The sequence below is a fragment of the Candidatus Nitrososphaera evergladensis SR1 genome (assembly GCF_000730285.1).
Lineage (GTDB): Archaea > Thermoproteota > Nitrososphaeria > Nitrososphaerales > Nitrososphaeraceae > Nitrososphaera > Nitrososphaera evergladensis.
This window is the reverse complement of record NZ_CP007174.1, coordinates 1607577-1632536: the sequence shown is the minus strand read 5'-3', so window position 1 is coordinate 1632536 and position 24960 is coordinate 1607577. Positions and strand designations below refer to the sequence as shown.

29 protein-coding genes are annotated in these 24960 nt (G+C 53.9%); 19 read left to right on the top strand and 10 right to left on the bottom strand.

Annotated features, from left to right (window positions below; genetic code table 11):
• Positions 1-60 precede the first annotated feature (60 nt).
• Positions 61-939 (top strand): prenyltransferase, encoded by an 879-nt coding sequence (locus NTE_RS08835; protein ID WP_148700685.1) that lies wholly within the window; start codon positions 61-63, stop codon positions 937-939.
• Here NTE_RS08835 and NTE_RS08830 read toward each other — a convergent pair.
• The gene (locus NTE_RS08830) at positions 936-1208 is read right to left on the bottom strand and encodes a winged helix-turn-helix domain-containing protein (RefSeq protein ID WP_148700684.1); all 273 of its coding nucleotides are present in this window, start codon (positions 1206-1208) and stop codon (positions 936-938) included. The two genes, NTE_RS08835 and NTE_RS08830, sit on opposite strands and share 4 nt — an antisense overlap.
• Positions 1186-1947: a hypothetical protein gene (locus tag NTE_RS08825; protein WP_148700683.1), complete on the bottom strand. Its 762-nt coding sequence runs from the start codon at positions 1945-1947 to the stop codon at positions 1186-1188. Before NTE_RS08825 ends, NTE_RS08830 begins: the two co-directional genes overlap by 23 nt.
• 93 nt (positions 1948-2040) lie before the next feature.
• Between NTE_RS08825 and NTE_RS08820 the strand changes: the two genes are divergently transcribed.
• Together NTE_RS08820 and NTE_RS08815 are read left to right on the top strand one after the other, a co-directional pair.
• Positions 2041-3204, top strand: a complete 1164-nt coding sequence (locus NTE_RS08820) for an aldo/keto reductase (RefSeq protein ID WP_148700682.1) — start codon at positions 2041-2043, stop codon at positions 3202-3204.
• Between the two features lie 48 nt (positions 3205-3252).
• Positions 3253-3597 (top strand): putative quinol monooxygenase, encoded by a 345-nt coding sequence (locus NTE_RS08815; protein WP_158385311.1) that lies wholly within the window; start codon positions 3253-3255, stop codon positions 3595-3597.
• Here NTE_RS08815 and NTE_RS08810 read toward each other — a convergent pair.
• Genes NTE_RS08810 through NTE_RS08790 form a run of 5 tightly spaced genes read right to left on the bottom strand, consistent with a single transcriptional unit; the run spans position 3594 to position 10367 of the window.
• Complete coding sequence (locus tag NTE_RS08810) at positions 3594-4562, bottom strand: tetratricopeptide repeat protein (RefSeq protein WP_226986931.1); 969 nt, start codon at positions 4560-4562, stop codon at positions 3594-3596. The genes NTE_RS08815 and NTE_RS08810 overlap by 4 nt on opposite strands.
• A 48-nt stretch (positions 4563-4610) precedes the next feature.
• Positions 4611-5186: a type 1 glutamine amidotransferase gene (locus NTE_RS08805; RefSeq protein WP_148700680.1), complete on the bottom strand. Its 576-nt coding sequence runs from the start codon at positions 5184-5186 to the stop codon at positions 4611-4613.
• The gene (locus NTE_RS08800; protein WP_226986930.1) at positions 5186-8140 is read right to left on the bottom strand and encodes a UPF0182 family protein; all 2955 of its coding nucleotides are present in this window, start codon (positions 8138-8140) and stop codon (positions 5186-5188) included. The genes NTE_RS08805 and NTE_RS08800 overlap by 1 nt, the downstream gene beginning before the upstream one ends.
• 26 nt (positions 8141-8166) lie before the next feature.
• Positions 8167-9351 carry a DNA primase small subunit domain-containing protein gene (locus NTE_RS08795; RefSeq protein WP_158385309.1) on the bottom strand — a complete coding sequence of 395 codons (1185 nt, stop codon included), beginning with the start codon at positions 9349-9351 and terminating at the stop codon, positions 8167-8169.
• Positions 9352-9356: 5 nt separating this feature from the next.
• On the bottom strand, positions 9357-10367 hold the full coding sequence (locus tag NTE_RS08790) for a DNA primase (protein ID WP_148700678.1): 1011 nt from the start codon (positions 10365-10367) through the stop codon (positions 9357-9359).
• 98 nt (positions 10368-10465) lie between these two features.
• On the opposite strand from NTE_RS08790, the gene NTE_RS08785 reads away from it, so the two are divergent.
• Positions 10466-11329 carry a deoxyribonuclease IV gene (locus NTE_RS08785; protein WP_148702105.1) on the top strand — a complete coding sequence of 288 codons (864 nt, stop codon included), beginning with the start codon at positions 10466-10468 and terminating at the stop codon, positions 11327-11329.
• Here the strand turns inward: NTE_RS08785 and NTE_RS08780 are convergent.
• Both NTE_RS08780 and NTE_RS08775 read right to left on the bottom strand, forming a co-directional pair.
• On the bottom strand, positions 11326-11694 hold the full coding sequence (locus NTE_RS08780) for a hypothetical protein (protein WP_158385307.1): 369 nt from the start codon (positions 11692-11694) through the stop codon (positions 11326-11328). The genes NTE_RS08785 and NTE_RS08780 overlap by 4 nt on opposite strands.
• 68 nt (positions 11695-11762) lie before the next feature.
• A complete protein-coding gene (locus NTE_RS08775) occupies positions 11763-12353 on the bottom strand; it encodes a V4R domain-containing protein (RefSeq protein ID WP_148700676.1) in 591 nt (196 codons plus the stop codon).
• Between the two features lie 153 nt (positions 12354-12506).
• Between NTE_RS08775 and NTE_RS08770 the strand changes: the two genes are divergently transcribed.
• The 3 genes from NTE_RS08770 (at position 12507) to NTE_RS08760 (ending at position 15420) form a co-directional block, all read left to right on the top strand.
• Complete coding sequence (locus tag NTE_RS08770; RefSeq protein ID WP_148700675.1) at positions 12507-13289, top strand: 2-amino-3,7-dideoxy-D-threo-hept-6-ulosonate synthase; 783 nt, start codon at positions 12507-12509, stop codon at positions 13287-13289.
• The gene (locus NTE_RS08765; RefSeq protein WP_148700674.1) at positions 13282-14352 is read left to right on the top strand and encodes a 3-dehydroquinate synthase II domain-containing protein; all 1071 of its coding nucleotides are present in this window, start codon (positions 13282-13284) and stop codon (positions 14350-14352) included. Before NTE_RS08770 ends, NTE_RS08765 begins: the two co-directional genes overlap by 8 nt.
• A gap of 189 nt (positions 14353-14541) precedes the next feature.
• Positions 14542-15420: a DNA-methyltransferase gene (locus NTE_RS08760; RefSeq protein ID WP_148700673.1), complete on the top strand. Its 879-nt coding sequence runs from the start codon at positions 14542-14544 to the stop codon at positions 15418-15420.
• A gap of 3 nt (positions 15421-15423) precedes the next feature.
• Here the strand turns inward: NTE_RS08760 and NTE_RS08755 are convergent, their stop codons facing one another.
• Positions 15424-15765 carry a hypothetical protein gene (locus NTE_RS08755; protein WP_148700672.1) on the bottom strand — a complete coding sequence of 114 codons (342 nt, stop codon included), beginning with the start codon at positions 15763-15765 and terminating at the stop codon, positions 15424-15426.
• A gap of 103 nt (positions 15766-15868) precedes the next feature.
• Between NTE_RS08755 and NTE_RS08750 the strand changes: the two genes are divergently transcribed.
• The 12 genes from NTE_RS08750 to NTE_RS16580 all read left to right on the top strand — a co-directional run bounded on the left by NTE_RS08750 (position 15869) and on the right by NTE_RS16580 (position 24923).
• The gene (locus tag NTE_RS08750; RefSeq protein WP_148700671.1) at positions 15869-16366 is read left to right on the top strand and encodes a hypothetical protein; all 498 of its coding nucleotides are present in this window, start codon (positions 15869-15871) and stop codon (positions 16364-16366) included.
• 60 nt (positions 16367-16426) lie between these two features.
• Positions 16427-16570, top strand: a complete 144-nt coding sequence (locus tag NTE_RS08745) for a C2H2-type zinc finger protein (protein WP_148700670.1) — start codon at positions 16427-16429, stop codon at positions 16568-16570.
• A 33-nt stretch (positions 16571-16603) separates the two neighbouring features.
• On the top strand, positions 16604-17281 hold the full coding sequence (gene aroD, locus NTE_RS08740) for a type I 3-dehydroquinate dehydratase (RefSeq protein WP_226986928.1): 678 nt from the start codon (positions 16604-16606) through the stop codon (positions 17279-17281).
• 6 nt (positions 17282-17287) lie between these two features.
• Complete coding sequence (locus tag NTE_RS08735; protein WP_226986927.1) at positions 17288-18142, top strand: shikimate dehydrogenase; 855 nt, start codon at positions 17288-17290, stop codon at positions 18140-18142.
• The gene (locus NTE_RS08730) at positions 18139-18993 is read left to right on the top strand and encodes a shikimate kinase (protein ID WP_158385305.1); all 855 of its coding nucleotides are present in this window, start codon (positions 18139-18141) and stop codon (positions 18991-18993) included. The genes NTE_RS08735 and NTE_RS08730 overlap by 4 nt, the downstream gene beginning before the upstream one ends.
• A gap of 2 nt (positions 18994-18995) precedes the next feature.
• Positions 18996-20294 (top strand): 3-phosphoshikimate 1-carboxyvinyltransferase, encoded by a 1299-nt coding sequence (aroA, locus tag NTE_RS08725; protein WP_148700667.1) that lies wholly within the window; start codon positions 18996-18998, stop codon positions 20292-20294.
• A 56-nt stretch (positions 20295-20350) separates the two neighbouring features.
• Positions 20351-21472 (top strand): chorismate synthase, encoded by a 1122-nt coding sequence (gene aroC, locus NTE_RS08720; protein WP_148700666.1) that lies wholly within the window; start codon positions 20351-20353, stop codon positions 21470-21472.
• 6 nt (positions 21473-21478) lie between these two features.
• Positions 21479-22876 carry an aminotransferase class I/II-fold pyridoxal phosphate-dependent enzyme gene (locus NTE_RS08715; protein WP_158385303.1) on the top strand — a complete coding sequence of 466 codons (1398 nt, stop codon included), beginning with the start codon at positions 21479-21481 and terminating at the stop codon, positions 22874-22876.
• Between the two features lie 6 nt (positions 22877-22882).
• Complete coding sequence (locus tag NTE_RS08710; protein ID WP_148700664.1) at positions 22883-23740, top strand: prephenate dehydrogenase/arogenate dehydrogenase family protein; 858 nt, start codon at positions 22883-22885, stop codon at positions 23738-23740.
• A gap of 31 nt (positions 23741-23771) precedes the next feature.
• On the top strand, positions 23772-24014 hold the full coding sequence (locus tag NTE_RS08705) for a hypothetical protein (RefSeq protein ID WP_148700663.1): 243 nt from the start codon (positions 23772-23774) through the stop codon (positions 24012-24014).
• Positions 24015-24077: 63 nt separating this feature from the next.
• A complete protein-coding gene (locus NTE_RS08700; protein ID WP_148700662.1) occupies positions 24078-24707 on the top strand; it encodes a hypothetical protein in 630 nt (209 codons plus the stop codon).
• Positions 24708-24752: 45 nt separating this feature from the next.
• Positions 24753-24923: a hypothetical protein gene (locus tag NTE_RS16580; protein WP_158385301.1), complete on the top strand. Its 171-nt coding sequence runs from the start codon at positions 24753-24755 to the stop codon at positions 24921-24923.
• Positions 24924-24960: the final 37 nt, after the last annotated feature.

Sequence of the window (24960 nt, the reverse complement as noted above, 5' to 3'; positions counted from 1 at the left end):
AATGAACCTTTTCAAAAAACATAGAAGGCACCGCGTCTGCTAAAGATCTTGTAGTTGGTGTTGCTTTCCAGCTGGCTTAGGGCCATACGCATCAGGTTCCTGCTTGCGTCTGTCATTGCCGTGTCAAACGGCTTGGCGATTGCCTACTGGAAGTCTGGGACTATTGACCCGCTGTACGCCGGCCTGACTTACGCCGGTGTCGCGTGCCTGCACGCAAGCGTCGACCTCCTCAACGACTACTGGGACCACAAGCGGGGCATCGACTCGGCGACGACTAGGACAAAGTTCTCCGGCGGGACCGGCGTGCTTCCCGAGAACGTCCTTACCCCAAAGGCAGTCTACACCGCCGGCGTCATGTTTCTTATCTTGGGAGGCGCAGTCGGCGCGTATTTTGTCGCAGTACGCGGCGTGACAATTGCAGCCATACTTGGCTTTGCCGTGGTTGCCATCTACTTTTACTCGACTTCAATAGTCAACTCGGGCCTTGGAGAACTGTTTGTCGCAATAAAGGGCGCCATGATAGTGCTTGGCACGTTCTTTGTGCAGACCGGCCTGATTGACCCTGCCGCGATTTTTGTCGGCGTCATTGTCGGCCTCTTGTCGGCGACGGTGCTTTTCGTCAACTCTTTTCCAGACTTTGATGCCGACAAGTCAAAGGGCCGCAGGACGCTTGTGATATTGATGGGCAAGCAAAAAGCAGTGCAAGCCTTTCCAATCTTCATCATTGCGGCGTACGCCCTGATAGTGGCAGGCATTTTCCTCGGCTTTACAAAGGTCTATTCGCTTGCCAGCTTTGCGTCGCTTCCATTTGCAATCAAGGCAATTTCTGCAGTGAGGAAAAACCCCGCAAGTGCGCAAGAGTTTGTGCCGGCCATGTCTTCTGCCGTGACGTACTCGCGTATAACCGGCTTTGTGCTCGCAGTCAGCCTCTTGTTCTAGAGGCCGGCGCTTTCGATAAGCCGGGTCAGCTCGTCGTACTGCTCGACAAACTTTTTCCCCTTTGCCGTGATTGCGACGAGGCCGCTCACCCTGTGTATCATGCCCTTTACCTCAAGCTCTGAGAAGTGGTTCATCATCTTGTCGTACGAAAGCCGCGTAGAGTGCTGCACGTGGGTCGGCCTTGCGACTTCGTTGTGCGCCGCATCATCTTCGATGGCGCAGAGGATCTCGTAGAACAACTGCAGTTTATGTCGCTTTTCTTGCCTCAACCTCTATCCTCCTCTTTGAAGTCGCGCTGTGCATGACGTATGCAAAGAGCGCAAGCCCGCCGACCCTTGCAATTATCGAGCCGGCAAACGCAAAGACGCTGTTGTCAAAGTACGCCATTACAAGCGAGTATTGCTCAAGCCACAGGAGCGCAAACGCGGCAGGCACGTACAGCATCTTGACCATGCCGGATTTTGCAAGCGATGACACGGCGTTTGTGAATATGTACGCGAGCACCGCCATGTTGAACACGCGCATGTAGAGGCTGAAATCAGCCAGCTTGGCGTAGTTAAAGTACGGCTTGCTTGCAATCTCTGACGTCGGCAGAAGAAACGGCAGTGCCACCATCACCAAGGGAAGCAGTATCATGCCAGCGTCCTTTATGCCAAGCCTGTGGCCTTCTTGCTCGCCGGCGTTCTTGAAAAAGTAGGAAATCGCAATGAGTGCAAGGGCCTCTGACTGGAGCGCCAGCTGCAGCCAGAAAAACGCGGGGTACAGGAGCGGGTCTGCGCTGTACATAAAGCCTGCGTGTTCAAACGCAAACGACGCGGCAAGAAACACGAATCCTGCCGGCAGGCCAAGCAAATACCCAAACCCTGCAAACCTGTACGAGCGGAAAAAGTACCATGATATGGCAAGTGAAAGCGCGATGGATGCAGCCGTAAACACGGCGCTTGCGATCGGCGCAATTGCCGGGTCCAAAAGCACGTACGGGTTCAGCACGTTTGGGTCCAGCGCCATATTATACATTCTGTATTAGCTCAATTGTCAAGATAAGGCTTGCTCCCTTCAGGGGAGCACACATTTATTATTGCCGCAGGCGATCGCAAATGCGTGTCATCATCTGCTGCTGATTTCAAGGTAATCGAGGGCCACGCCACGCCGGAAGGGACAAAAAAATACGCAAGCTATGGCGTATCAAAAAAGGGCCTGCCTGCAACGCATTTCCGCGAGTTTGACGGTCTTTATCTGTCAAGCATCGGCATGGGCACCTACCTTGGCGACCTCACAAAGGAAGACGACATTGCGGTGGAAAACGCCGTGTACGAGTCGGTCATGTCCGGCGCAATAAACGTCATTGACACAGCGATAAACTACCGCGCCATGAAATCAGAAAAAAGCATCGGCCGGGCGCTCTTGCGACTTGCAAGCGAGGGCAAGATATCACGCGACCAGATCTTTATATCAACAAAGAACGGCTACATCACAAACGACGGCGACTTTCCAAACGTCGACGTGATGGAATACATGCACAGGATGTACATCGCCAACGATGTCATGACAGCAGACGACATCAGCTCTGGCTACAACGTGATGAACCCGAACTACCTTGCAAAATGCATCGAAAAATCGCTTGCAAACATGCACCTTTCGACAATCGACCTTGTCTACATTCACAACGCGTTTGAGAGCTGGCACGAAGACGTCGACAGAAAGACGTTTGCAGAGATGCTTGCCAAGGTTTTCGAGCTGTATGAAAAGTACCGCAAGGCGGGGAAACTGCGATACTATGGCATGGCCACGTGGACATGCTTTAGGGTCCCAAAGGGTGAAAAAGAGCATTTTTCACTTGAAGACGCAGTCAAGATAGCACGCGAGGTTGGCGGTGATAGCCATGGCTTCAAGTTCATCCAGCTTCCGTACAACCTTGCTTACAGCGAGGCGCTTTTGCTAAAGAACCAGCCGGCGGGCACCGACATGATAACCATACTTGAAGCGGCAGGCAAGCTTGGAATAGGCGTGTTTACAAGTGCGCCCCTGTTTCAGGGGAGGCTCTTGCGCGCCCAGATACCCGACTATGTTGGAGTCGGTGATAACAACAAAGTGGCAAAACTTGTGCAGGTGCTGCGCTCAAGCCCGTCTGTCGTTGCACCCCTTTTAGGCCAGAAAAGCCCTGAACACATACGAGAAAACATCCAAGTCGCCAGCATCCCGCCGCTGACAAGGGAAGAGTTTGCGCAGGCAATAGACACCCTGATGAACAGGCCCATGTCGTGATGACAGGATAAAGGATAAAAATGTCCTGCCTTTTGTCACAAAATATCGTTGAAGCCTACAACAGACCCAGAAAAATACAAGCTCGTGACTAGCGAATCTGTCCGAGTCATCGCCTCGTTCAAGGCAAAGCCGGGGCAGCAGGAAGCGCTAAAGCAGATCCTTATGTCGCTTGTAGAACCTACCCGGAGCGAGCTTGGGTGCATAGCCTACATTTTGCACCAAGACACAAACGACATTCGCCACCTCGTATTTGACGAGATCTGGGTAAACATGCAGGCCCTAAAAGAGCACGCCGCCAAGCCGTACATCCGGGCGCTCTCGCAGAGGCTGCAAGGAATCGTGTCAGAACCTCCGGTAGTGGAGACGTTTTACGAGGTGCTCCTTTCTTCTTAGAGCTGCGCTATTGCCTCTTTGACACTCTCCCTGTCTGCGGCATTTGGCGTCTGCTCTAGGTATCTTGCCAGGTCTTCTTTGGCGCCGGCGTTGTTGCCGTTCTGCATCCTTGCTACCGCCCTGTTTTTGTATATCGGGCCATAGCGCGTAGGGTTGATGCCTATTGCCTTGGTATAGTACGCTTCTGCAAGAGAATAGTCCTTCTTTTTCAGGTAATAGTTGCCAAGCCCCCTGTAGGCAAGGTAGTAGCGCGGGTTTGTCTTGATGGCGCGTTCATAGCAGACAACTGCCTGCTCTGAGCCCTGCTCGTTGTAGATGCCGGCAAGCTGCGACCACGCCTGCGCGTTTTCCGGCTCTGCCTCGGCTGCCTGCCGCAGTTTCTCTACTGCCTTTTCCGTCTTGCCTTCCTGCCTGAGCCGTTCTGCCTCAAAGCACGCCCTGTTGGACTTTGCAAATTTCAAGTCCTCGTTTTTCATCAAGTCTTTTTTCATGTCTGCAGGGATCAGGATAATCTCTGTCATGTCGTCCTGCTCCCAGTCCTGCTCAAACTTTTGCTCCGGGATTGCGCCTATTGTGTCCGGCTCTGGCACGTATGTCAGGATCCTGCGCTCGTCAAGGTCGTACCCAGAGATCACTGTTGCATGCTGGGCAATGTCGTGGATGCCCGGCATCACCACAATTGGTGGTATGCCTTGGTCTATTCTTTTTTTGATGTCTTTGAGCGAGCCCCTGAAAACATAGCAGGCGAGCCCGTGGCTTTCTGCAAGTTCTATTCCGTCTATTATCATGACCGCGCCCCTTGGCGCCTGTTGCTGTTGTCCTTGCTGTGATCCCTCTTCTGCTGCCGCCAGGTCCTCGCCCCAGTATTTTGCAACAACGTTGATTGCAAGCGGGAGCCGCGGGCTTTCTTCGCCCTTGCTTACAAGCGGAAGTGAGATAAAGTGCTCTGGCTGCGAAGATTCCAACTATGCTTCGTGTCAACTCTCGCAGGGCAAATAAATCCTTCTCCCTCTCTAAATCCTTGTAAATTTTTCAAGGAGGTCAAGGCCGTCCGGCCCGCTCTTTTCAGGATGGAACTGGGTGCCATAGATCTTTTTTGTTTTGTGCGCAAAAATCTCGTACTCGCAGTACTTTGACCCTGCAAGGCGTACAAAGCCTTCGGGCAGTCGGGCTATGCAAAAGCCGTGGCTTTCGTACACGGATATCCTGCTGTCTTTTTCTGCAGGAACGAGTGGGTTTGGCGATGTTGCGGTGATCTCTATCTGTCCATGCAAGTGCGAGGGCATCCTGCGTATCGAGCCTCCAAGCGTCAGCGCGATTATCTCTGCGCCGTAGCATATTCCAAGAAGTGGCACGTCGTTATCATGGCAGTGCCTCACTATTTGCGAGTTTGCAGCGTTTATGGCCTGGTCGTTTCTGCGCCTTCCAGACAGGATTACCCTTTTGCATTTCGTTGTCAAGTCGTCCTGCGTCACCTCTGAATATTTTCTGTAGACGTATGTTGTGCCGAGCTTGTCAAGGCACGCAAGTATGTCGGGGGTAAATGGCGACAGGTTGTCGACCACCAGCGTCGCCAGCGGTGATGTCATCAACTTACCTCGATTGAAATGTAGTGGTTTTCGACTATTCCGCCGGAAACCTTGAGCACGCCAAAGTTCACCTTGTTTTCATCTTGCCATTCATACACCCTGCCGTTATCCGGCGGGTTGTCTTGCATGAACTTGGCTATTGCTTCCTGCACCAGCTTGAAATCCGTATCGGCCTTGTACGTGGCTCCCGCTTCTTTGAACTCTAGTGGCGACGAGATGGCAGTAGGCTTGATAACCTGCACGCCGGCATCGGAAAAGACCCGCTCTATGGCATCTATTCTGTCTTGCACGTCCAGAGTCGTAGGTGCAGGCGCTCCACCGCCACCACCGCCTGTTGTTGTTCCCTGGCCACCTGGCGTGACATCAGTGGGCTGCTGTCCGGCAGCTTTTAGCAAATAGTTCTCAAAGGCCTGCACGGGGTTGTCGCCGAGCCCCACGTTGAACGTGCCCGTGACTGACGCTCCCACGGCCGCAATGGTGCCTATCTGCGAGACGACTCCACCCGAAGTGTTTGCGGTGTATACGGGTATGAAATACACTTCCTGGTCGCCTATCCTGTACAGTATATTCTCGCCGACCCTTGGGTTGCCCTGCAAGAGCGTCTTGACATTCTTGTACTCCTTGTCTTTTTCAAGCGCTTCCTTGGCGGCAGAGGGGCCTATCAGCTTTGTAGCCGAGTCGAGCGGGACGGAATAGAACGTCATCTTGCCAAGCGTGGACAGGTCGTTTTCGACTATCATGTACCCGACAAGGTTCTTTGTGGACGAGCCGCTCAGCTCTAGCGACTGGAACCCTACAAACTGGGGACTGTCAAAGCCCTGGGGCTTGGTCATGATGTAGTAAGGAGGTATGTCTTTAGAGCCGTCCTTTGGTATGTCGTAGAACTGCCTTGCCTCTATGAACGCCTTGGGGTCGGTGACGTGGTAACGGTTGAATTTTGCAATCTTCCAGATAAACATCTCCTCCGGGTAGCGGATCTGCTGGTCAAGCCAGTGAGGGACATCGCGGGTAGCGCCAAGGCCCTTGTACTGGTCGTAGAATATGTCAGAGAACTTGTCGTTTCCGGTCACTATTATCTTTACGTCGCCGTTGTACGTGTCAATTAGCGAGTATCCTACCAGTTTTAGCATGAACGGCGAGCCCCAAGGCACGTGCGAAGTGTCAAGCGCCGCCACAAGTGGCATGAGCCAGTACGTGTTCTTGCCGTCGGTGACCGGGAGCACTCCTACTTTGTGGAATATGGGCGCAACCGTGTCGTCGTTGCTGAACGCAAAGTCGTACACGAAATACGGGTACAGCAGGTCCATCCTGTCGTGGATGTCCTTGTACCTCATGATGTGAATTGGGGTGTCCGGGTATGACAGCATAAAGTTTGGCTCAAACATCCAGCTGATGGGCGGAGACACGTCGATGCCTCCGGTGCCGTTGTAAAAGAACTGGGATATCTCGTCGCTTGTGGTCCTTCCGACAGGGTACGCCGACCAGCTGCGGGAGAACAGCCCTTCGTCTCCGCTTTCGCCATAGTAGATTCGCTCCTGCGGGAAGAACTTGCTTTCGCTGACAATGTTTCCAGTGTCGGCTTCAAGCATCTTGAATCCCGGGATTGCGTGCGTGTAGACAAGGTGCCGGTTGAACCACTCTGTGCCTTGCGCGACCGTGTCCGGCAGTTTTGGAGTGGTTGTTCCAGTCCAGTACATCGTGCCTGAAAAACGCAGCATGTCCGTGTCGGCAAAGACAATGTCGTTTCGCTGGCCGAGCTCCGGCTTTAGCTTCTGGGTCGCAGCTTCTTGGTCCCAGAGCCGGATGTTGTTCAGGGTGTCGCGGTTGGCGTTTACCATCTGCGGTATGTTTGCCGGCGCAACCGAAGGCGGCTTGACGTCATAGTTTACGACGCTTACCTTGTCAAGTTCTGCCATATTGCGGTTGACCGCTATTTCCTGCGAGATGTACGGCCCGCGCCACTCGACTTTTTTTGCCTCTGCGATGCTGGTGTTTACCGCGACTATCGAGCCTACAATTGCCACGACTGCGGCAACTGTCAGAAGGCGCAAGTAGACATGCCTTCTAGGCGGATAAATAATAACGCGGGCGCGCCTTTTGTCCATAAATCCGTAAAAGATGAGCGCCGCGCCAAGCGCTAGGGCTCCTGCTATCAGGTATTTTGTGTTAAAGTCAATGCCTGCGCTGAAAAAGAGGGTAAAGCCTGCCCAGAATATGGCCGCGCCCACGATTACTTCGACTGTCGATATGTACGAGAGAAACTTGGGCTTGTGCTCTGCCGAGTCTACCATGTACTGAGACACGATGTTGACTGCGCCTGACACGCCCACGTAGACAAGCAGCCTTATCCCGATTGCGCCAATCAGTGGAGGCACCAAGAGCGCAAGGACAGGTATCGCAGGGATGACGTTTTCCTGGGCAAACGCGCCGTTGTCGGCAGGCACGGTGGCAAACGGGATGGAGAATATTGAACCGACGCTTGAAATCCCGATGTCGTTTCCTTCCGCCATGTACGCTATTGCCATTCCAAAGCCAATGTTGGCAAAGAGCGGGGCAAGGATCACCACCTTTGTGGCCTGCCACAGCCCAAAGCTGAGCGGGCTCATGTGAAAGTCCGAGTAGCGGGCGGGCCGGGACGGCGCCTCAAAGTCGCTGTTTCTCTTGACGAACCTGGCTATGAGGCTGATTGAATACCAGACTATGGAGTGCCTGCTGGCGACGTTTACTCGCACAAGTGCTATTGCGGCAAGTGCAAGCCCTGACGTAATTGAATAATAGAGCGTCTTGGAATAGGCGTTTCCAAATTCTGTCAAGTTGAGGAGCAGGTTGACTGCCTGGTTGCTGGCGACTGCAAATATCACGATGCCCATCGCTGCGAGGATGCCCCACTTGACAAGCCTGCCAACGTCGGCTCGGGGTGCCTTGTCCTCCCCGCTGCTGTACGTGTCCCACAAGCAATTGTGAAGTACGCGCTCGGGTCTTATAATGTGTTGTCAAGCTGTGCTTCTGCAAGGCCCTTGCAGATGAAATACACTGCCGCGTATGCGGGAAGCTCGGCGGTTTCTTTGGAAATGTTATAGTTTTCGCCCTTTAGCCGGACCTTGGCGTGCGCCTTTAGCCTTATTTTCACCTTCGAGTCGCCAAGCAGGCAAGCGTCGGCAAACGGGTCAAAGGACTCTAGGTCGCTGACTTTGACTTTTGCAAGGCCGCTCTTGCTGTTGAGCGTTCCGGGCATTCGAAAAACGCGGTGGACATCGGTCGTGACCTGCGGGTCTATCCTTACGCCAAGCTGGCGAGTCATCGTGTCAAGCTCTGCCTTAAAGCCGGCGTATCCGCCTTTTTCCTTGACAATGTTTGTCAGCCGCAGAGTCGAGGTGGTGTCTATCTTTAACTTGTCGGCAACTTTTTTGCGCCATCCATATCCAAGGCCGCTCCTTGGGAACTTGACAAAGGCAAGGTCGCCGCCTCCAGGCGCCCTGCGTACGCCGACGCTTTCTGCGAGGAGGCCAACCCCTGCAAGGTATCCCACCAAGTCAGAGCGCGCCTGCGAGTCAAGGGGCCTGTAGGCGTCGTCCTGCACATGAAAGTGAAAGCCGTTGTTGCCTGAAAAATAGGTGTTGATGTTTTGCCTGTCGATTCCAAGGTCTCCGGTCAGAAACTCGTAGAGGCGCCCTGCCTCCTTTTTCGATCCGTCGATGCACTTGGCGCATGGGATGACTATGTGCTCGGCCTTTTTGTTGCCGCACGCACTGCACGCATATTCTTCTTTGTCATCTGGCAAAAGGGGGGATGAAACTTGGCCGCAGTTTGCGCATACGGGATACGAGTGAGACGGCACGCATGGCAGTTGAAGGTCCTTGCCGTCAATGTCAAATATCAGGTCGGCTCCAAGCCACTGTTTTTCCTGCATTGCAAGCGTTGGAAAGCGGTAGAGCGCGTTTGAGCAGTAGACGTCTGACGGGACCTGCGTGATGAGCGTGGCTACCAGCTCGCCCATGCTTTTGAATGAAAGATGGCGCACCATGCCATGCCCTCCAAACTGCATGTAGCCAAACTCGCGCTTTTCAACATCGCTTGGCGGCTCTATCATCTTGGATCGCCTAAAGTAGTATTCGCGAAAAGCCGCCCTTACCGCGTCTGCCGCCGCTGTTGCACCTTTGCTCATTTTATTTATTTCCTCTTTTTCCTGCCAAACTGCACGGGGTTGATGATGCCGTTGCATTCGGCCGTCGCAAAGCAGAGGTTTTCAGTGCGCAACTTTTCGCACGATGGAACCGAGTATTTCGTCCTGCTGCCCTTTGACCCTGCAAGGTGCTCCACCTGGTAGCGGGTAATGCGCTCGTTGAAATCCGGCGCGTTTTTGAACATCTCTACTATCTCGTCTATCGGCTTGCCTATTGCAAGCATGTAGGTTGCAAGCATGAGCCGGGCAGAGTGGGGCAGGTTCTCGCCCCTGGCCATCACTTCCAGCGCGTGCTTGACGCACGGCGGGTAATCCGTCACCGCATAGGTCCTGTATTCGTACCGCGGGGCAAGCTCTGTCCTCAATTCTTCTACCTTTTGCTTTATCGACTGCGGGAGCGTCGGGAGGTTCATGGCCCTCACCCTGCTTGTAATGAGAACCGACAGCTCGTTTCGCACCAGCCTGACGGTCTCGTCGGCGTCGAGAAACACCTGGCCTCCCTGTACGAGCCTGTTTATCATCTTCCATTCCTGCTCGTGGAAGTGCGACGAGCGCATTAAATAGTCCGTGACTTTGACCTTGAAGAGCCTGCCATCTTCAGTCACGTCTATCTTTAGCCCAAAAAGGTCCTCAAATATCTTGGAAAACAGGGCGCGTTTTTGCGCGTCGCTCTGCTTCTTCAAGTCGTCGGTGAGGAACTTTTCTGCGCGCCTTGCTTCTGCAAGGGCGTATTTTCTCAGAACTGGCTCCAGGCCAATTGACTTGACCATTATCAGCGTGACAATAAAGGTGAGGATCTCCGTCTCGTACCGGTCAAGCTTTTCATAGACGTTTCCTGCCGCTGCTATCCTGACGCGCTCTGCGGCGCGCTCGATGATGTCCTTTGTGTCGGGCCGGTCAAGCTCGTCCCAGCCAAACCCAGACTGGCGCAGGTACTCTCCTGCCTCATTAAGGAAGGGGTACTTGGCAAGGTCGCCAGTTCCCATCTTGATGGACAACTTCTTTACGGCTAGCTGTTTGCGGAACTGCAATAAAACGACATCGCAATAACTTTTTAGTAGCCGGCGCACTCGCAGACTAGCGGGCGTACATGCAAATGAACGGCGGCTACAAGGTGGGCTTTCACGTTTCCATCGCAGGAGGCATATCAAATTCCGTGGACAATGCTAAAGGGATTGGCTGCAGCGCGTTTCAGATATTCAGCCGAAACCCACGCGGGTGGGCGGCAAAGCCTCTGGCGCCTAACGATGTGGCAGCGTTTAGGAACAAGATGGCTGCAAGTGGCATCGACAGGACCTCGACTGTAGTGCACATGCCTTACCTGCCCAACCTGTCGGGGCCTTCCGGCGAGATGTACACAAAATCTGTAGACACGCTTGCCGGCGAGATCCAGCGCGCAGGCGAGCTTGGCATTCCCTACCTGGTCATACACCTTGGAAGCCATCTGGGCAAGGGCACGGAAGCCGGCATGGGCCAGCTGGTAAACGCCATCACCACCGCCCGCGACAAGACCAAGAAAAAAGGCGAGGGCGTGACCGTGCTTTTGGAAAACAACGCTGGCCAGAAAAACAGCATCGGCGCGACGTTTGAGGAGCTGCGCACAATCCTTGACAAGCTGGACGGCAATGATGTGGGAGTCTGCCTTGACACGTGCCACGCTTTTGCGTCCGGCTATGACCTGCGAACATCCGAACAGGTTGTAAAGACACTAGGTGCATTTGACAAGTCAGTAGGCTTCAAGGAACTAAAAGTGGTGCACCTAAACGATTCAAAGGGCGCCCTCGGCTCAAACCTTGACAGGCATGAGCACATCGGGCTTGGCAACATCGGCAGGGCAGGCATCGCGGCTTTTCTAGGCCACAAGGCAATTGCGCAGTTGCCAATAATAATGGAGACCCCTGTCGACGAAAAGAGAGATGACGCCAAGAACCTAAAGGCGTTCTGCGAGCTAGTTAGCTAGCCAGCTAGCCTGTGCGCTTCTATTGCCGCATTGTTCTTGCTATAAGTGACAATTACGCGGTCTCCCACGTTATACGGGCAGTTCTTTATCTCGCGTGGGTGGTCGGGCGTGTCAATGACGCACAGGTCGCCTTGCTTTATTGCAATGGCCCTCTCCTCGGTGATTTTCTCCCTTATCAGGATGTCGCGAAGCGGAAAGCCCTGTACCACCTGTATGAGCATGAATGCGCCAAAGAACGCCAGTCCAAACAGGATGGCAAGCCTCTTGCCCGATGTCCTGGCAAACATGCCCCCTCCGCCGTCGTCCGGCTCGTAACTCATGATGTATGCAGTCTTGACATCATTCGTTCTAAAAAACCTGACCATTTTCAGCAATAACCATTATTATCATTGTACAAAAGAATCACATCATCACAGGAGTAGTTCTGCTGCCGCTAGTACGAAGATGCTCTTGCAACCACAAACTGGCAGCATTTCGATCCTGCAGAAATGCATTGTTCCTCCAGGCAGTTGTGGTGGCCGCCAAACAGCCCGTCAGTGATTCCTGCCAGCAGGCCGGCAACAAAAAAACAGCTTGGGTTTCCAGAACTATTCTGGGGAGCGTGCGCAAAGAAATTATCAAATATCTTTACAACGGCAGAGCCATTTAACTGCCCCTGGCTTAGCTGCAGTTTGGATGTCTCAAAGCGTCCCCAGCCAGCCAACAGGCCATAATACTCTAGGAAATCGATTGCAGCCACAGAGTCCTTGACGGCCTCTTTGCCTTGAATGCCCACCTCAAGCCCATAACTTAGCCCAAGCTGGTACAGTATGACGGGGCCGGCCTCCTTTGTAAGCTCCATCAGCTCGTCGCGGATTCTGTTCCAGAATCTTTCATTGATTATTATTCCCCTGCAGTTGAAAACTGAATCTTTAATCTGCTTTGATTGTGGATCAAAATGAAAATAAGGGTTACTCAGCCCTGTAGTAGTTGCTGCTGCGTCAGAATCGTCCTTTCTTTCGCGCAGATCTCGCAAAGACTTCATGCCCCCGATAAAAGACGGGCTTCGACTATAAACGATTTATGGTGAGTGGTCCGGAATAATATTACCCTTGATCGCTTCCGGGCCTTTGAGGCATTGCTCAAGGCAAAAAGATGTTTTATAAGTAGGACCAAAAGATTCACTCTTTATTCAGACATGGTGTTTGGCAGGGACGTAAGGCTCAGCAGGATACTCAAAGACGGCAAGATGCTGTGCATCCCGATGGACCACGGGATAAGCAATGGGCCCATCAGGGGTCTTGAGGACGCTCATGGCATGATTTACCAGTGCGAAGACGCCGGCCTCACCTGCGTTCTCGTCAACAAGGGCATTGTCAAGACCATGCCAAGGCCGACGAGCATAGGCCTTATCGTTCATTTCTCCGGGAGCACGTCACTTGGCCCGGCGCCAAACCGCAAGATGCTCATGGGAAGCGTCGAAGAGGCGTTGAGGCTTGGAGCCGACGCAGTATCTCTTCACATCAACATTGGTGCCAAGGAAGAGCCGGAGATGCTCCAGAAACTGGGCATGATTGCCGACAAGTGCGACGAATGGAGCGTTCCCCTTGTGGCAATGATGTATCCGCGCGGCGAGGGGATAAAGAACCCGCACGACCCAGAGATTGTAGCGCACGCTGCAAGGGTGGGAGCCGAGGCAGGCGCCGACATTGTCAAGGCAGTTTACACTGGCGACATTGATTCGTTCAGAAAAGTCGTCAAGAGCGTCCCTGTGCCCCTTGTAATAGCCGGCGGGCCAAAGGCGACCACCGACCTTGAGATACTGGAGATGTGTGCCGGTGCAATGAAGGCAGGAGCAAAGGGCGTGACTTTTGGAAGGAACATTTTCCAGCACAAGAATCCTCCTGCGATGGTACGCGCCCTGCACAAGGTGATATTTGAGGGCAAGAGCGCCAAGGAGGCTGCAAAGCAGCTTGGTTGAACAGGCAGCAAAGAGCAAAGAGCTAATCGTAAAGCCTACGGTCGCAAAAGCGGGCCTTGAGAAATTCCTCTCAAAGCTAAAAAACGTCAGCATGCTAAACGCCGACCCCAAGGTTGTGGCAGGCAAGAAATTCCAGACGATATTCGAGTCAAACGACGCCGACCTTGTGATATGCAAGACGTTTGACCAGATGAAGGCTGCCAAGGCCGCAGGCAAGACCTTTGGCTACTACAAAAAAGTGCTGAGCAACGCCGACGTCGACGAGATCGAGCGCGCGTCGCAAGCAGAGGGTGCATCGTTCGTGGTCGTGGACGCAAGCGACTGGAAGATAATCCCGCTTGAGAACATCATCGCCAAGCTGCACAAGTCCAAGACAAAGGTCTACACCACTGCATCCTCGTCAAAGGAGGTCAAGACCATGTTCTCGGTGCTGGAGCTTGGAGTCGACGGCGTCATACTCTCGACAGACAGCGAAGACGAGGTGGAAAAGGCAAGCCAGCAGCTTTCAACCGTCCGGTTCCCGATCAAGGTCGCCAGGATAACCGAGGTAAAGGACGTGGGCACTGGCGAGCGCGTCTGCGTCGACACCGCCTCGATGATGGGTATGGGCGAGGGGATGCTCATCGGAAGCAGGTCCAACTTTATGCTGCTCGTGCACAACGAGTCGGTCGGCTCGTCTTTTACGTCGCCACGGCCTTTTCGCGTAAACGCCGGCGCCGTCTATTGCTACACGATAACGCCTGACGGCAACACCCGCTACCTGTCAGAGCTTGAATCCGGGACGGAGGTGTGGATTGTCAACAAGGACGGCCAGTCAAGGCGCGCGACGGTCGGCAGGTCAAAGATAGAGACGCGGCCCCTGCGCCTCTTGCGCGCAGAAATCGAAGGCGAGACTGGGACCGTCATCCTGCAGAACGCCGAGACGATACGCCTGATGAAGCCCGATGGAAAACTGTTGTCGGTGACCGAAGTCAAGCCCGGCGACGAGGTCATGGGCTACGCCAAGCCTGCCAGCGGCAGGCACTTTGGCATGGAAGTGGACGAGTACATCGTCGAAAAGTAAAGTCGACTGCGGTTAGCTACGTCTTTACATGCGCAACTGCGACGAGCGCGAGTTGTTTCAGCCTCGAAACAACATGCGCGCGGCAAGCTCAAAAAGTTAGCTGGAGCTATAGCGCGTTTTTAGTTGCGGGTCTATTACTCTAAAGTATGCGGGATATGGACGAACTAGGCAAGCGTTGTTGTTCGCTACATGCTTGCTCAGGAAGAACAACTGACAAACCAGATACTTCTCGGAAACTGCAAGGACATTTTGGACAGACTTCCTGAGAATTCTGTTCAATTGACGATAACGTCGCCTCCTTACCGGAACGCCATCAACTATGAAATGCACGCGTCCGGAAGCGGAGGCTACTATCGCGGAAACGCCGGTGTTGAAACAGGCGATTACCTGAACGAGATGGCCGACATTTTTGGCGACAAGGTCTACCGCGTCACAAAGGACGGAGGCTATTGCTGCGTAGTGATTGCAAACGAGGTCGTAAACGGCACCATACTCCCGCTGCCGCACATGCTGCTTTCAAGGCTGGTGCAGCCGTTCGGCAAGTGGCAGCTGCATGAGGAAATAATCTGGCACAAGGTCACAGGAGGCACCAACCGCTACGGCTCGTTCGTCCTCAACCCATACCCAAAATACTACCGCGCAAACGTGATGCACGAGTTCATACTCGTCCTGAGAAAGGGAGACGTCAACAGCGGGAGAAAACGCAAAGAGGCGCTCCCTGCAACGCACGAGGAGTGGACCAAAGAGATTGCAAACTCGGTGTGGCACATCGCGCCGGTCCCGCCGGGATACATCGACCACCCGTGCCCGTACCCCGAGGAGATACCGTACCGCCTGATGAAGGTCTATTCGTACAAGGGCGACGTCGTGCTCGACCCGTTCAACGGAAGCGGCCAGACGACCAAGGTGGCGCACCATTTCGGCAGGCGCTACATCGGAATTGACATGGTAAAAGAGTACGTCGAGCTTGCGCGCTCGCGGATAGAAAGCGAGCCCATACACATACGCAACGAGGCGCTCATAGCCAACTGGAAAAAGATACCATCGTCCCACCACTACAGGGCCTAGCTGTCAGTTGGGGCGCGTGTTGCGCTCTTTGAGAAGCCTGCCAAGCGCCTTTTGCCTTATTGCCGCATCGACGTACGCCGCGTCGCAGTCGGTGCAGACCGTGTATATGGCCGCGCTGTCCTGGCTTGGCGTTATGACCTTTTCCCACCGGAGCGGAAAAGACTTTTTTGAGCAGATGACGCAGCCTGCCTTGTCCTCAAGCGCCGAGCCTTCGGCGCCGGTATACATCGCATACATTTCATAACTTTCGTCGGCAAGCGGATTCCACATCTTTTCAAACGACTCTATAGACGCGCCGTCAAAGCCAAGCGCCTTCATGCGGGAAATGTGGTCTTCCTTTGACATTTACTACCTATCTCCGCACCAGAGGGGCATAATAAATCCTCTCGCTGGATTGTCCTGTCTTTTTGCGTATAGTTTTTCTTCTAGGTCGTCATACTGGCTTTAGTTGGTGCTGCCAAAAAGCCTGTTGATTGTGGCAGGCGCAGTGGGAGTTGCGTCTATACTGGCGGCCGTTTTTATCTCAAGCCCTAGCATTGTTGCCGCTAAAGAACCTTTTGTCAACGTGACAATCGACGGCCTCAAAGAGACGTACAAGGCAGGCGAGCCGGTGGATTTTGTCGTCAAGGTTAAAGGCTATGGCTGTGACATGGGTTTTCCGACAGTAGTAATAATGAAGCAAGAGAATCAGACGCAAATCCCAGTGTGGTCAAGGATGGGTGAAATCCGCTTGTCTGCTATAGGTTCTGTATGTGAATCCACGGACTTTTACAAGGAGAGGCACATCGGCGATGTCCAGAAATACAACAAAGACGAGCAAGAGCGCCTGAGGACCGTGGGCAGCGTGCCAATAATCCTGAACGGCGGAAAATACGCTGTCACGGTAGAAGGAGGCGTCGTTTCTACCACCGTGACAAAGGAATTCTTTGTAGGTGCTACAAGGTAAAAAAATCTCTCTCTTTTCTGAATTGCTAATCTTTAATACCAGAAGCGGCAATTATAGTGCATGTCTACCGCATCTTCGTCTGTCAGAAAAGCGGAGAATAGATGCAACCTGTGCGGCAAGGTTTTCGCAACGCCCGAACTTTTGGAATCACACAAACAAATGGAGCACAGCAAGCAGGGTCATCCACCCGCAGGCGTAAGCTAAAGAAATAAGGGGGCATACGCCTGATGGATGCCGTTGGCCAAGATCTGCGCCTCCATTGCCGCGGAAAACGCAAGCGACCTCGTAGCGCAAGCAAAAACTGCGTTTGACCTTGGAGCGGATTTTATCGAGGCGCGTCTTGACTTTATTGTCGCTCAAGACCAGGTGATGCAGGCCGCAGATGGAATCGACAAGGACCGCGCAGTTTTCACGCTGCGCTCAAAGAGCCAGGGCGGTAGGTTTTCCGGCACCGAGCAAGAGCGCGTAAAACTGCTTCGCAAGCTTGCAGAAAAGAGGCCTATGCTCCTTGACGTCGAGCTTGAAACCCTGCAGGCAAACGACAACCTGGCAGACTATCTTGAACTTGCAAGCATCCCGACGCTTGTCTCATGGCACGACTTTGAAAAGACGCCTCCAAACGACAACCTGGCAGACATTATCACGGAAATGCGCCTGTACAGCAACTACGTCAAGATAGTCACCACGGCCAATAGCGTCGAGGACTCGGTGAGGCTGATGTCGCTCTATGAAAACGCGATGCTTGGCCTGCACCCAATAATATTTGCAATGGGCGAGGCCGGCGTCATGACGAGGGTCCTGTGCGCGCTGTACGGCGCTCCCTACACGTACGCCGCGGTGGAAAAGGCGGTGGCGCCGGGGCAGCTGACCATAGCGCAGATGAAGCAGCTGTACGGTAGCATAAGGAGTCGCTAGCTGGACATGATGACTGGAGAAAGAGCACCTGCCAAGACCTACTGCATAATCGGCGATCCGATAAGCCATTCGCTCTCGCCGGGTATGCAAAACGCCGCATTTTCTGCGCTCGGCCTGAACTGCACATACATCTCATTTCGCGTGCCTGCACCAGATCTTAAAGAGTCGATAGACTCGCTTCGTGCAATAAACGTCGCCGGCTTTAACGTCACCATCCCACACAAGGTGGCGGTGATAAAGTACCTTGACGAGCTGGACGTTACAGCAAAAAAGGCGGGGGCGGTAAACACGGTCAACAACATAGAAGGAATACTCAAGGGATACAACACTGACATAGCCGGCTTTATAGAGCCCTTGCGCCGGCGCGAGTTTGACTTTGGTATAACAATCCTGCTCCTTGGGGCAGGGGGAGCCGCGCGGGCCATAATTGCCGCGCTGTCCGAGGAAAAGAAGACAGGCAGGGTGATAATAGCAAACCGCGACCAGGCAAAGGCCAAAGAGCTTGCCAGGATTGCCGGCGACCTTGGGATACAGTGCGAAACCATTGCGCTTGAGGACGCGGTGCAGGTCTCGCCCGAGGCGGGGCTGATAGTAAACGCCACTTCTATCGGGCTTGACAACGAGCCTAGCCCAATTGACTCTGATCACATTAAAAAGGGAAGCCTAGTTTACGACATCGTGTACCGGCCAGTCGTGACGGACCTTCTGGAGCAGGCCAAGTTTGCACAGGCGCACGTAGTCTATGGGTATGAAATGCTTTTGGAGCAGGGCGCAAAGGCGTTTGAGATATGGACGGGCCTGCCTGCGCCCCGGGACGTGATGAAAAAGAACCTGCTTGGGATTTTTGGAGAGCCGACATGACAGTATCAAAAGTCAGGGCTACGATGCACGGCGCAGTCTCTATAGTAAACGCCATAGCGACCGGCAACGGCTCGGCACTTGGCATCTCGCTCAAAGTCACGGCAGAGGTCGAGATGACAAAGGGCAGAGGCCTGAGGTTCCTGACAGGCAAAAACGACGACAGGCTAGTCAACAACATCATCAAAAACACCATGCCTGCCGGCACGCTTGAGCGCAACCAACTGATAGTGAAACTCCGGTCAGAGATCCCGATAGGCTTTGGGCTGAAAAGCTCCAGCGCGGTGTCAAATGCAGTCGCCCTTGCATGCAGCAGGCTGGCAAACGAAAAGGTTGACGACTATGCCGTCCTTGACGCCGCGGTAAGGGCATCGCTTGACGCCAAGGTCACCATAACCGGCGCGTACGACGACGCCACAGCGTGCTACTTTGGCGGGTTTGTCGTGACGGACAATTACGCGAAAAAGCTGCTGAGAAGGGAGGAAGCGCCGGACAACCTGCACGCGGTGATATTTCTGCCGCGCAACACGCCGCGGGGAGACGTGCACAAGCTGAGCGACCTTTCCGACCTGTTTACAGACGCGTTTGGGCTTGCAGAAGCAGGCGAGTACTGGAAGGCCATGAAGCTCAACGGAGTCCTTGCTTCAACCGCGCTTGGCGCAAACTACAAGCCGGTCCTTGCCGCCCTTGAGCAGGGGGCGCTTGCCGCTGGCATGTCCGGAAATGGGCCTTCGATAGCGGCAGTTGCGTACGATGACGAGGTCGAAGACATCAAGAACGCGTTTTTGAAATTCAATGGCAGGGTGCTTGTGTCTAAGGTTAATAACCAGAAGGCAAGTGTGGAAGTCCTGTAAAAATGGTCAAGATACAGGTCCGGCGCTCAAACGTGGACGGTACTGTCAGGTGCCCTTCAAGCAAGAGCTACACCCACCGCGCACTTGCAATAGCGTCGCTTGCTGCTGACGGCGGCCAGTCTACAATAACAAACGCGCTGCTTGCCCGGGACACGCTTGCCACGCTTGCCTGCTGCAAGGCACTTGGGGCAGAGGTGCAAGAAAGACGCGACATCGTACAGGTGAAAGGCAGGCATGACTTGCCGCCGCCTGAAAACGTGCTCAACTGCGAAAACTCGGGGACAACCATCAGGATAATGACTGCCATGTCCGGCCTTGTCAAAAGCGGCCATGTTGTCCTTACGGGAGACGAGAGCCTCCGGAGGCGCCCGATGCAGCCAATACTTGACGCCCTTGGGCCGCTTGGTGTAGAGGCCTACTCGACCAAGGGCAATGGGACTCCGCCCCTCATAGTCCGAGGGGGCGGGATAAAGGGCGGGACGACCGTGATTGACGGCAGCATATCCAGCCAGTTCATATCCGGGCTCTTGATAGCTGGCATCTACGCTGACTCGGAGATTGTGCTAAAGATCAAAGGCGACCTGGTGTCCAAGCCGTACGTCAGGGCGACGATGGCGACTATGGAGCAGTTTGGGGTAAAGATTGACCATGAGCCAAACATGCTTGAATATCGCATCAAGCAGGCAGAATACAAATCAACAAAATTTGACGTGCCAAGCGACTTTTCAACTGCCGCGCTCATTCTCTCGGCAGGCGCGCTTGCCGGCAAGCGGCTGAAGGTAAAAGGGCTCAATTTCAACCTGCCGCAGGGCGACTCGCAGATAGTGGAGATAATGAAGCAGATGGACTGCGTCATAAAGGCTGACAAGTCAAAGGGCGAAGTCGTCGTACAGGGCGCAGAATCACTTGAGGGAGGCGAGTTCAACCTTGCAGACACGCCTGACCTTTTGCCCGTGGTCTCGATACTTGCGCTCAAGGCAAGGTCGCCGGTCAAGATAACCGGCGTTGCGCACGCCCGCGTCAAAGAGACCGACAGGGTGGCAAACATTGCACGCGAGCTTGTCAAGTTTGGAGCCAAGGTGGACGAGTTCCACGACGGGCTGACCATTGTAGCGCCAAAAAAACTGAAAAACGCGTCGCTTGAGGCCTACAACGACCACCGCCTCTTCATGGCGTTTACCATAGCGTCCATGATGACCGAGAGGTCAATAGTAGAAGGAGCCGAGTCGGTGGACGTCTCGTACCCCAACTTTGTGCAGGACATGAAGGACCTGGGGGCAAAGCTAGCTCCTGCCAAGTAAAGCAATCCAAAAAGCCAATATACCGAGCGCAAGCCAGCATACTACTGTAATAACACATGGTCGGCGGTAACATTATCGGCGAGCGCTTTGTTGCCGTGAGCTTTGGCGAAAGCCACGGCCGCTGCGTAGGGATGCTAGTCGACGGCTGCCCTGCAGGGCTCTTGCTTTCCGAGGACGACATACAGGGCCAACTTGACAGGCGCAAGCCCGGCCAGTCCGCAGTTACCACCCAGCGCAAGGAAGAGGACAGGGTCGAGATACTCTCCGGCGTTTTCAACGGCTTTACCACTGGCGCGCCAATATGCATGTTGATATGGAACAAGGACGCCGACTCGCGCGCATACGAGGCGATAAAGAACATACCGAGGCCCGGCCACGCAGACTATCCTGCGATGGTCAAGTACGGGGGCTTTGCAGACTATCGCGGTAGCGGGCGCTTTTCTGGCAGGCTCACTGCAACTCTTGTGATGGCCGGCGCGGTGGCGCAAAAGCTGCTTAAAGAGACACTTGGCATCGAAACTGTCGCTTACACCTCAGAAATTGGCGGGATAAAGGCTGCAGGCAACAACATCACCGCAGAAAACATTGCCCGTCGCTATGACAACGACGTCAGGTGCCCCGATCCAGCGGCGGCTGAAAAGATGCGCGACGCCATTTTAGCAGCAAGGAGGGATGGAGACTCGCTTGGCGGCGTAGTGGAATGCACAACGTCGAACTTGCCGGTCGGGCTTGGCGAGCCGATATTTGCATCCCTTGAGGCCGACCTGAGCAAGGCGCTCTTTGGGATACCTGCCGTCAAGGCAGTCGAGTTTGGCTCTGGCTTTGAAGGCTCAAAGAGGCGGGGCTCTGAAAACAACGACGCATATTATATCAAAAATGATGGAAAAATAGTGACTAGGACCAACAACTCGGGTGGCATCCTGGGTGGCCTGTCAAACGGCATGCCGCTAATAGTCCGTGTGGCGTTCAAGCCGGCGGCGTCGATAGCCAAGTCGCAAGATACGCTTGACATATCGACAAAGTCGCAGGCCAGGCTGACCGTCCCCGGCAGGCACGACCCGTGCGTGGTGCCAAGGGCGCCTCCGATAGTCGAGTGCGTTGTCTCGATGGTGCTTGCCGACCACGCAATACGCGCGGGGCTCGTCCCTCCTGTGCTAAAGAAGAAAGGAAGTGCATAAATGACAATGCCATCGTCACAGGGAGAAAAAGATCTGGAAGCTCTGCGAGGCCAGATCCGCGCCGTGACTTCTGACATCCTAAAGAAGGTGCAAGAAAGGATGGTTTTGGCAGAGCAGGTGGGCGAGGTAAAAAGCCGGCTTGGAATAGACGTCAAGGACGAAAAGGTGGAGCAAGAGATCCGCCAGATGGTCATAAAGCAGGCAGGGGAAACCGGCATGAGCATCGAGTTTGCTCTGCGCCTGCTTAACGTATTGCTTTCTGAATCAGAGGCCGTGCAGGAGCAAAAGCGCCCACAGCAAAACAACAAGGCGCCAAGGCAGACCCATCTTGGCATCTTTCAAAAGGCCAAGCAACTGGAGGCGTCCGGCAGGCGCATAATCCACCTCGAAGTGGGCGAGCCGGATTACCCTGCGCCTGCGCAGGCTGGAAGCGCGCTTGCAGAGTCGTTTGCACAAAAGAAGTACCACTATACAGACACCCGCGGGATACCGCAGCTGCGAGAAGCAATAGCAAAAAAGAACAGAGTAGGCGAGGAGCGGGTGATGGTGACGCCAGGCGGGCGCTTTGCCGTTTTCGCGGCAATCGCGTCGCTTGTAAGACCCGGCGAAGAAATAATAGCAATCGAGCCGGCGTGGCCGGCGTACAGGGAATGTGCCGACTTTATCGGTGCAAGGACCAAAGTATTGAAAACCACGCTTGAAAGCGGATGGACCCCTGACCTGAAAGAACTGGAATCGATGATAACGAGCGGGACGAAAATGATTGCGCTAAACTACCCAAACAACCCGACTGGCAAAGTCCTTGACAAAAAGACTATGGACAGGATAGTCGCTCTGGCAAAAGGCCACGGGCTGTATCTTTTGAGCGACGAAGTGTATTCTGACTATTCGTTCAAGCCGTTTGAAAGCGTGCACGCGTACGGCTATGACAAGGGTGTAATCGTCTCGTCATTCTCAAAGACGTACGCGATGACCGGCTTTAGGGTCGGATACGCTGTCGCAAGCGCGGATTTGATAAAAAAGATGGCAAAGGTCCAGGCAGTCGGCGTGACAAGCGTCGCCGAGCCGGTGCAGCTTGCCGCCCTTGCCGCCCTTGGCGCCGACCCGTCAAGAAACGTGGAACTGATGAAAAGGCGTTTGCGCTTTCTGTCGGGCAAGTTAAAAGAGATGTCCCTGCGGTTTGTCGAGCCGGACGGCGCCATGTACGTCTATCCCGAGCTTCACTCTGGCGGCGAAGACATGCAGCTGGTTGAAAGGTTGCTTGAAAGAGGAGTGGCGATAGCTCCGGGAAGCGGTTTTGGAGACTCGTACAGGCGCTTTGTCAGGATATCTGCGTGCAGGAATGAGAAAGAGATGGAAAAAGGTCTTGCCATAATGGCGGACGAGGTCAGGAAGGCGCGCTAGCAGGCAATGCTGGTAGCAATCATCGGCGCGGCAGGCAAGATGGGCGCATGGTTCTGCAGGTACTTTGCAGCAAGGCAGGGAAACGAGGTCAGCGCCTTTGACGTCAAGCCTTTTCAGATAAACAACGATGTCCGAAGTGCCGCAAGCATTGCAGACTGCGTGAAAAACGCGGACCTTGTGATGATATGCGTCCCGGTAAAGCGCACTCCCGCCGTGATAAAGCAATGCGCCCAAGCAATGACAAGACAAAATGCCCTGCTTGCCGAGATATCATCAGTCAAGGCCAAGACGCTTCCTGCTCTGAAAAAGGCGCGACAAGATATTATCACCCTGTGTGTTCACCCGATGTTTGGGCCGGGCGCAAGCGAGGAAAAGAAACAGCTAAAGATGCTTGCAATCCCGGTGCGCAACAAGGCAAAAGAACTTGACGCAATAAACAGCATATTTGCAGGAATGTCAGTCAAGGTGCTGCCAGACGCCCGTACGCATGACAGGGCAATAGCAGCAGTGCTTGGCCTGACATACTTTACCAACGTTGCCTTTGCAAGCATTCTTGCACGCGAAGACCTTGCAAACCTCAACGAAGTTGGGGGGACTACCTTTGCAGTTCAGGCCATGCTCGCCCAGAGCGTCATGACCGACGAACCAGAACTCATAGCGGCACTCATACGCGACAACCCGCATGCGGCAGGGTACATGCGCCAGTACATGAAGGAGGCCAGCGCGCTTGCGTCAGTCCGCGGCTCTTTGCTTGGGGCAAAGCTGAAAAAGACCAAGAAAAAGCTGCAAAAGAAGGCAGATCTTGAAGCGTCATACAGACGCATGTACGGGATTATAGGGCTTTTGGACAAGCCGGCAGAATAACTACATATCTGCGTCTCTACATCAAGAATCTGTGACGCTTCTCTGGCGCGACCCGTGGCTCAAGCCTCTCACTGACGGGGACGTGGGCACTGAAAACTGCGCATTTTGCAAAAAAGAGTTTAAGGAAATCGAGTTTGTGACAGCCTGCGACTTTTGCGACTTTGGCATAATGCACGACTCGTGCGCAAACAAACACACGCTGCAAAAGCACAGAAAAGAGCTGGAGAGCAAGATCTCGTCGCACAAGGACAAGCCGCTACACGACTACCAATAAGTAAAAATGTCAACAAATTTTGCGCTGCCTTCTTTTTAGAGCCAAAATCCAACGGTGTATGAATTGAAGCTCTTTTCATTCAATGCCAGCTCTTTTGCACTTGATCCAAGCGTCGAAGGCCTGCTAAAGTCAAAGGGTGCAATCACGCTTGATTTTGGCGCCTCTGCGTACATCAACTCTGACGCCATGCCTGCAATACTGTCAGAACTTGTCGCCGCGGCGTCTTCTTCTTTGCAGTCTTCATTATCCAATGCCGCCACCAGCGAAGCGCTTGTAGCGCAGCTAAAGGCAGAGCTGGCCAAGTTTGGAGCCGAGCGCCAAAAGCTGATGGATGAAAACACGCGCCTCGCATCACAGTTGCGCTCGCACGCAAATGAAGTTGCCGCGCTCAAGGCGCAGGCCGCCGCGGCTGTAAAAACCGTCGAGGCGTTGAAGGCGGAAAATGCGAGGCTGCAGATGGTGCCAAAAAGTGCTCCTCCTGTGCCTCAGGCGGCAACAGCATCTAGTGACGCGACAACGGCGGTAAAACAGGCCTATGAGAAACTGCAAAAAGAATTCCAGTCGTTAAAGGCCCAGAACGCCGAGGCGATAACCTCCTTGAAGGTCCTTGAAGACGAGAACGACGAGCTGCGCGAAGAGGTAGAGATGCTCCGCAGCCAGGCAAAAAGTGCTCCGGCACCAAAGACATGCTGATGACAGTTTTAAAATTTATATAACCAAACAGGCGTGATTTTTTTAATGGTCGAAAAGATGACAGCCGTTTGGCTGATTGTATTGACTATTATCGTCTGTGCAGCTGTTCCGGGGATGCTGATCTATATTACACTCCCGCACGCCACCACCGCCAAGATGCTCACCGGACTCCCACTGGTGGAGAGCATGAACCATGTGTTGGCCATAAGCCAATAAAACCTCTGGCATTTTTTCCAGCCTTGTCATACTTGCA

Bases quoted from the DNA above. Each gene is read 5' to 3' on its own strand.
- NTE_RS08825 (WP_148700683.1), bottom strand. From the start codon at position 1,947: ATGGCGCTGGACCCAAACGTGCTGAACCCGTACGTGCTTTTGGACCCG.
- NTE_RS08805 (WP_148700680.1), bottom strand. From the start codon at position 5,186: ATGACATCACCGCTGGCGACGCTGGTGGTCGACAACCTGTCGCCATTT.
- NTE_RS08795 (WP_158385309.1), bottom strand. From the start codon at position 9,351: ATGAGCAAAGGTGCAACAGCGGCGGCAGACGCGGTAAGGGCGGCTTTT.
- NTE_RS08785 (WP_148702105.1), top strand. From the start codon at position 10,466: ATGAACGGCGGCTACAAGGTGGGCTTTCACGTTTCCATCGCAGGAGGC.
- NTE_RS08780 (WP_158385307.1), bottom strand. From the start codon at position 11,694: ATGGTCAGGTTTTTTAGAACGAATGATGTCAAGACTGCATACATCATG.
- NTE_RS08775 (WP_148700676.1), bottom strand. From the start codon at position 12,353: ATGAAGTCTTTGCGAGATCTGCGCGAAAGAAAGGACGATTCTGACGCA.
- NTE_RS08770 (WP_148700675.1), top strand. From the start codon at position 12,507: ATGGTGTTTGGCAGGGACGTAAGGCTCAGCAGGATACTCAAAGACGGC.
- NTE_RS08760 (WP_148700673.1), top strand. From the start codon at position 14,542: ATGCTTGCTCAGGAAGAACAACTGACAAACCAGATACTTCTCGGAAAC.
- NTE_RS08755 (WP_148700672.1), bottom strand. From the start codon at position 15,765: ATGTCAAAGGAAGACCACATTTCCCGCATGAAGGCGCTTGGCTTTGAC.
- NTE_RS08745 (WP_148700670.1), top strand. From the start codon at position 16,427: ATGTCTACCGCATCTTCGTCTGTCAGAAAAGCGGAGAATAGATGCAAC.
- NTE_RS08735 (WP_226986927.1), top strand. From the start codon at position 17,288: ATGATGACTGGAGAAAGAGCACCTGCCAAGACCTACTGCATAATCGGC.
- NTE_RS08730 (WP_158385305.1), top strand. From the start codon at position 18,139: ATGACAGTATCAAAAGTCAGGGCTACGATGCACGGCGCAGTCTCTATA.
- aroA (WP_148700667.1), top strand. From the start codon at position 18,996: ATGGTCAAGATACAGGTCCGGCGCTCAAACGTGGACGGTACTGTCAGG.
- aroC (WP_148700666.1), top strand. From the start codon at position 20,351: ATGGTCGGCGGTAACATTATCGGCGAGCGCTTTGTTGCCGTGAGCTTT.
- NTE_RS08715 (WP_158385303.1), top strand. From the start codon at position 21,479: ATGCCATCGTCACAGGGAGAAAAAGATCTGGAAGCTCTGCGAGGCCAG.
- NTE_RS08710 (WP_148700664.1), top strand. From the start codon at position 22,883: ATGCTGGTAGCAATCATCGGCGCGGCAGGCAAGATGGGCGCATGGTTC.
- NTE_RS16580 (WP_158385301.1), top strand. From the start codon at position 24,753: ATGGTCGAAAAGATGACAGCCGTTTGGCTGATTGTATTGACTATTATC.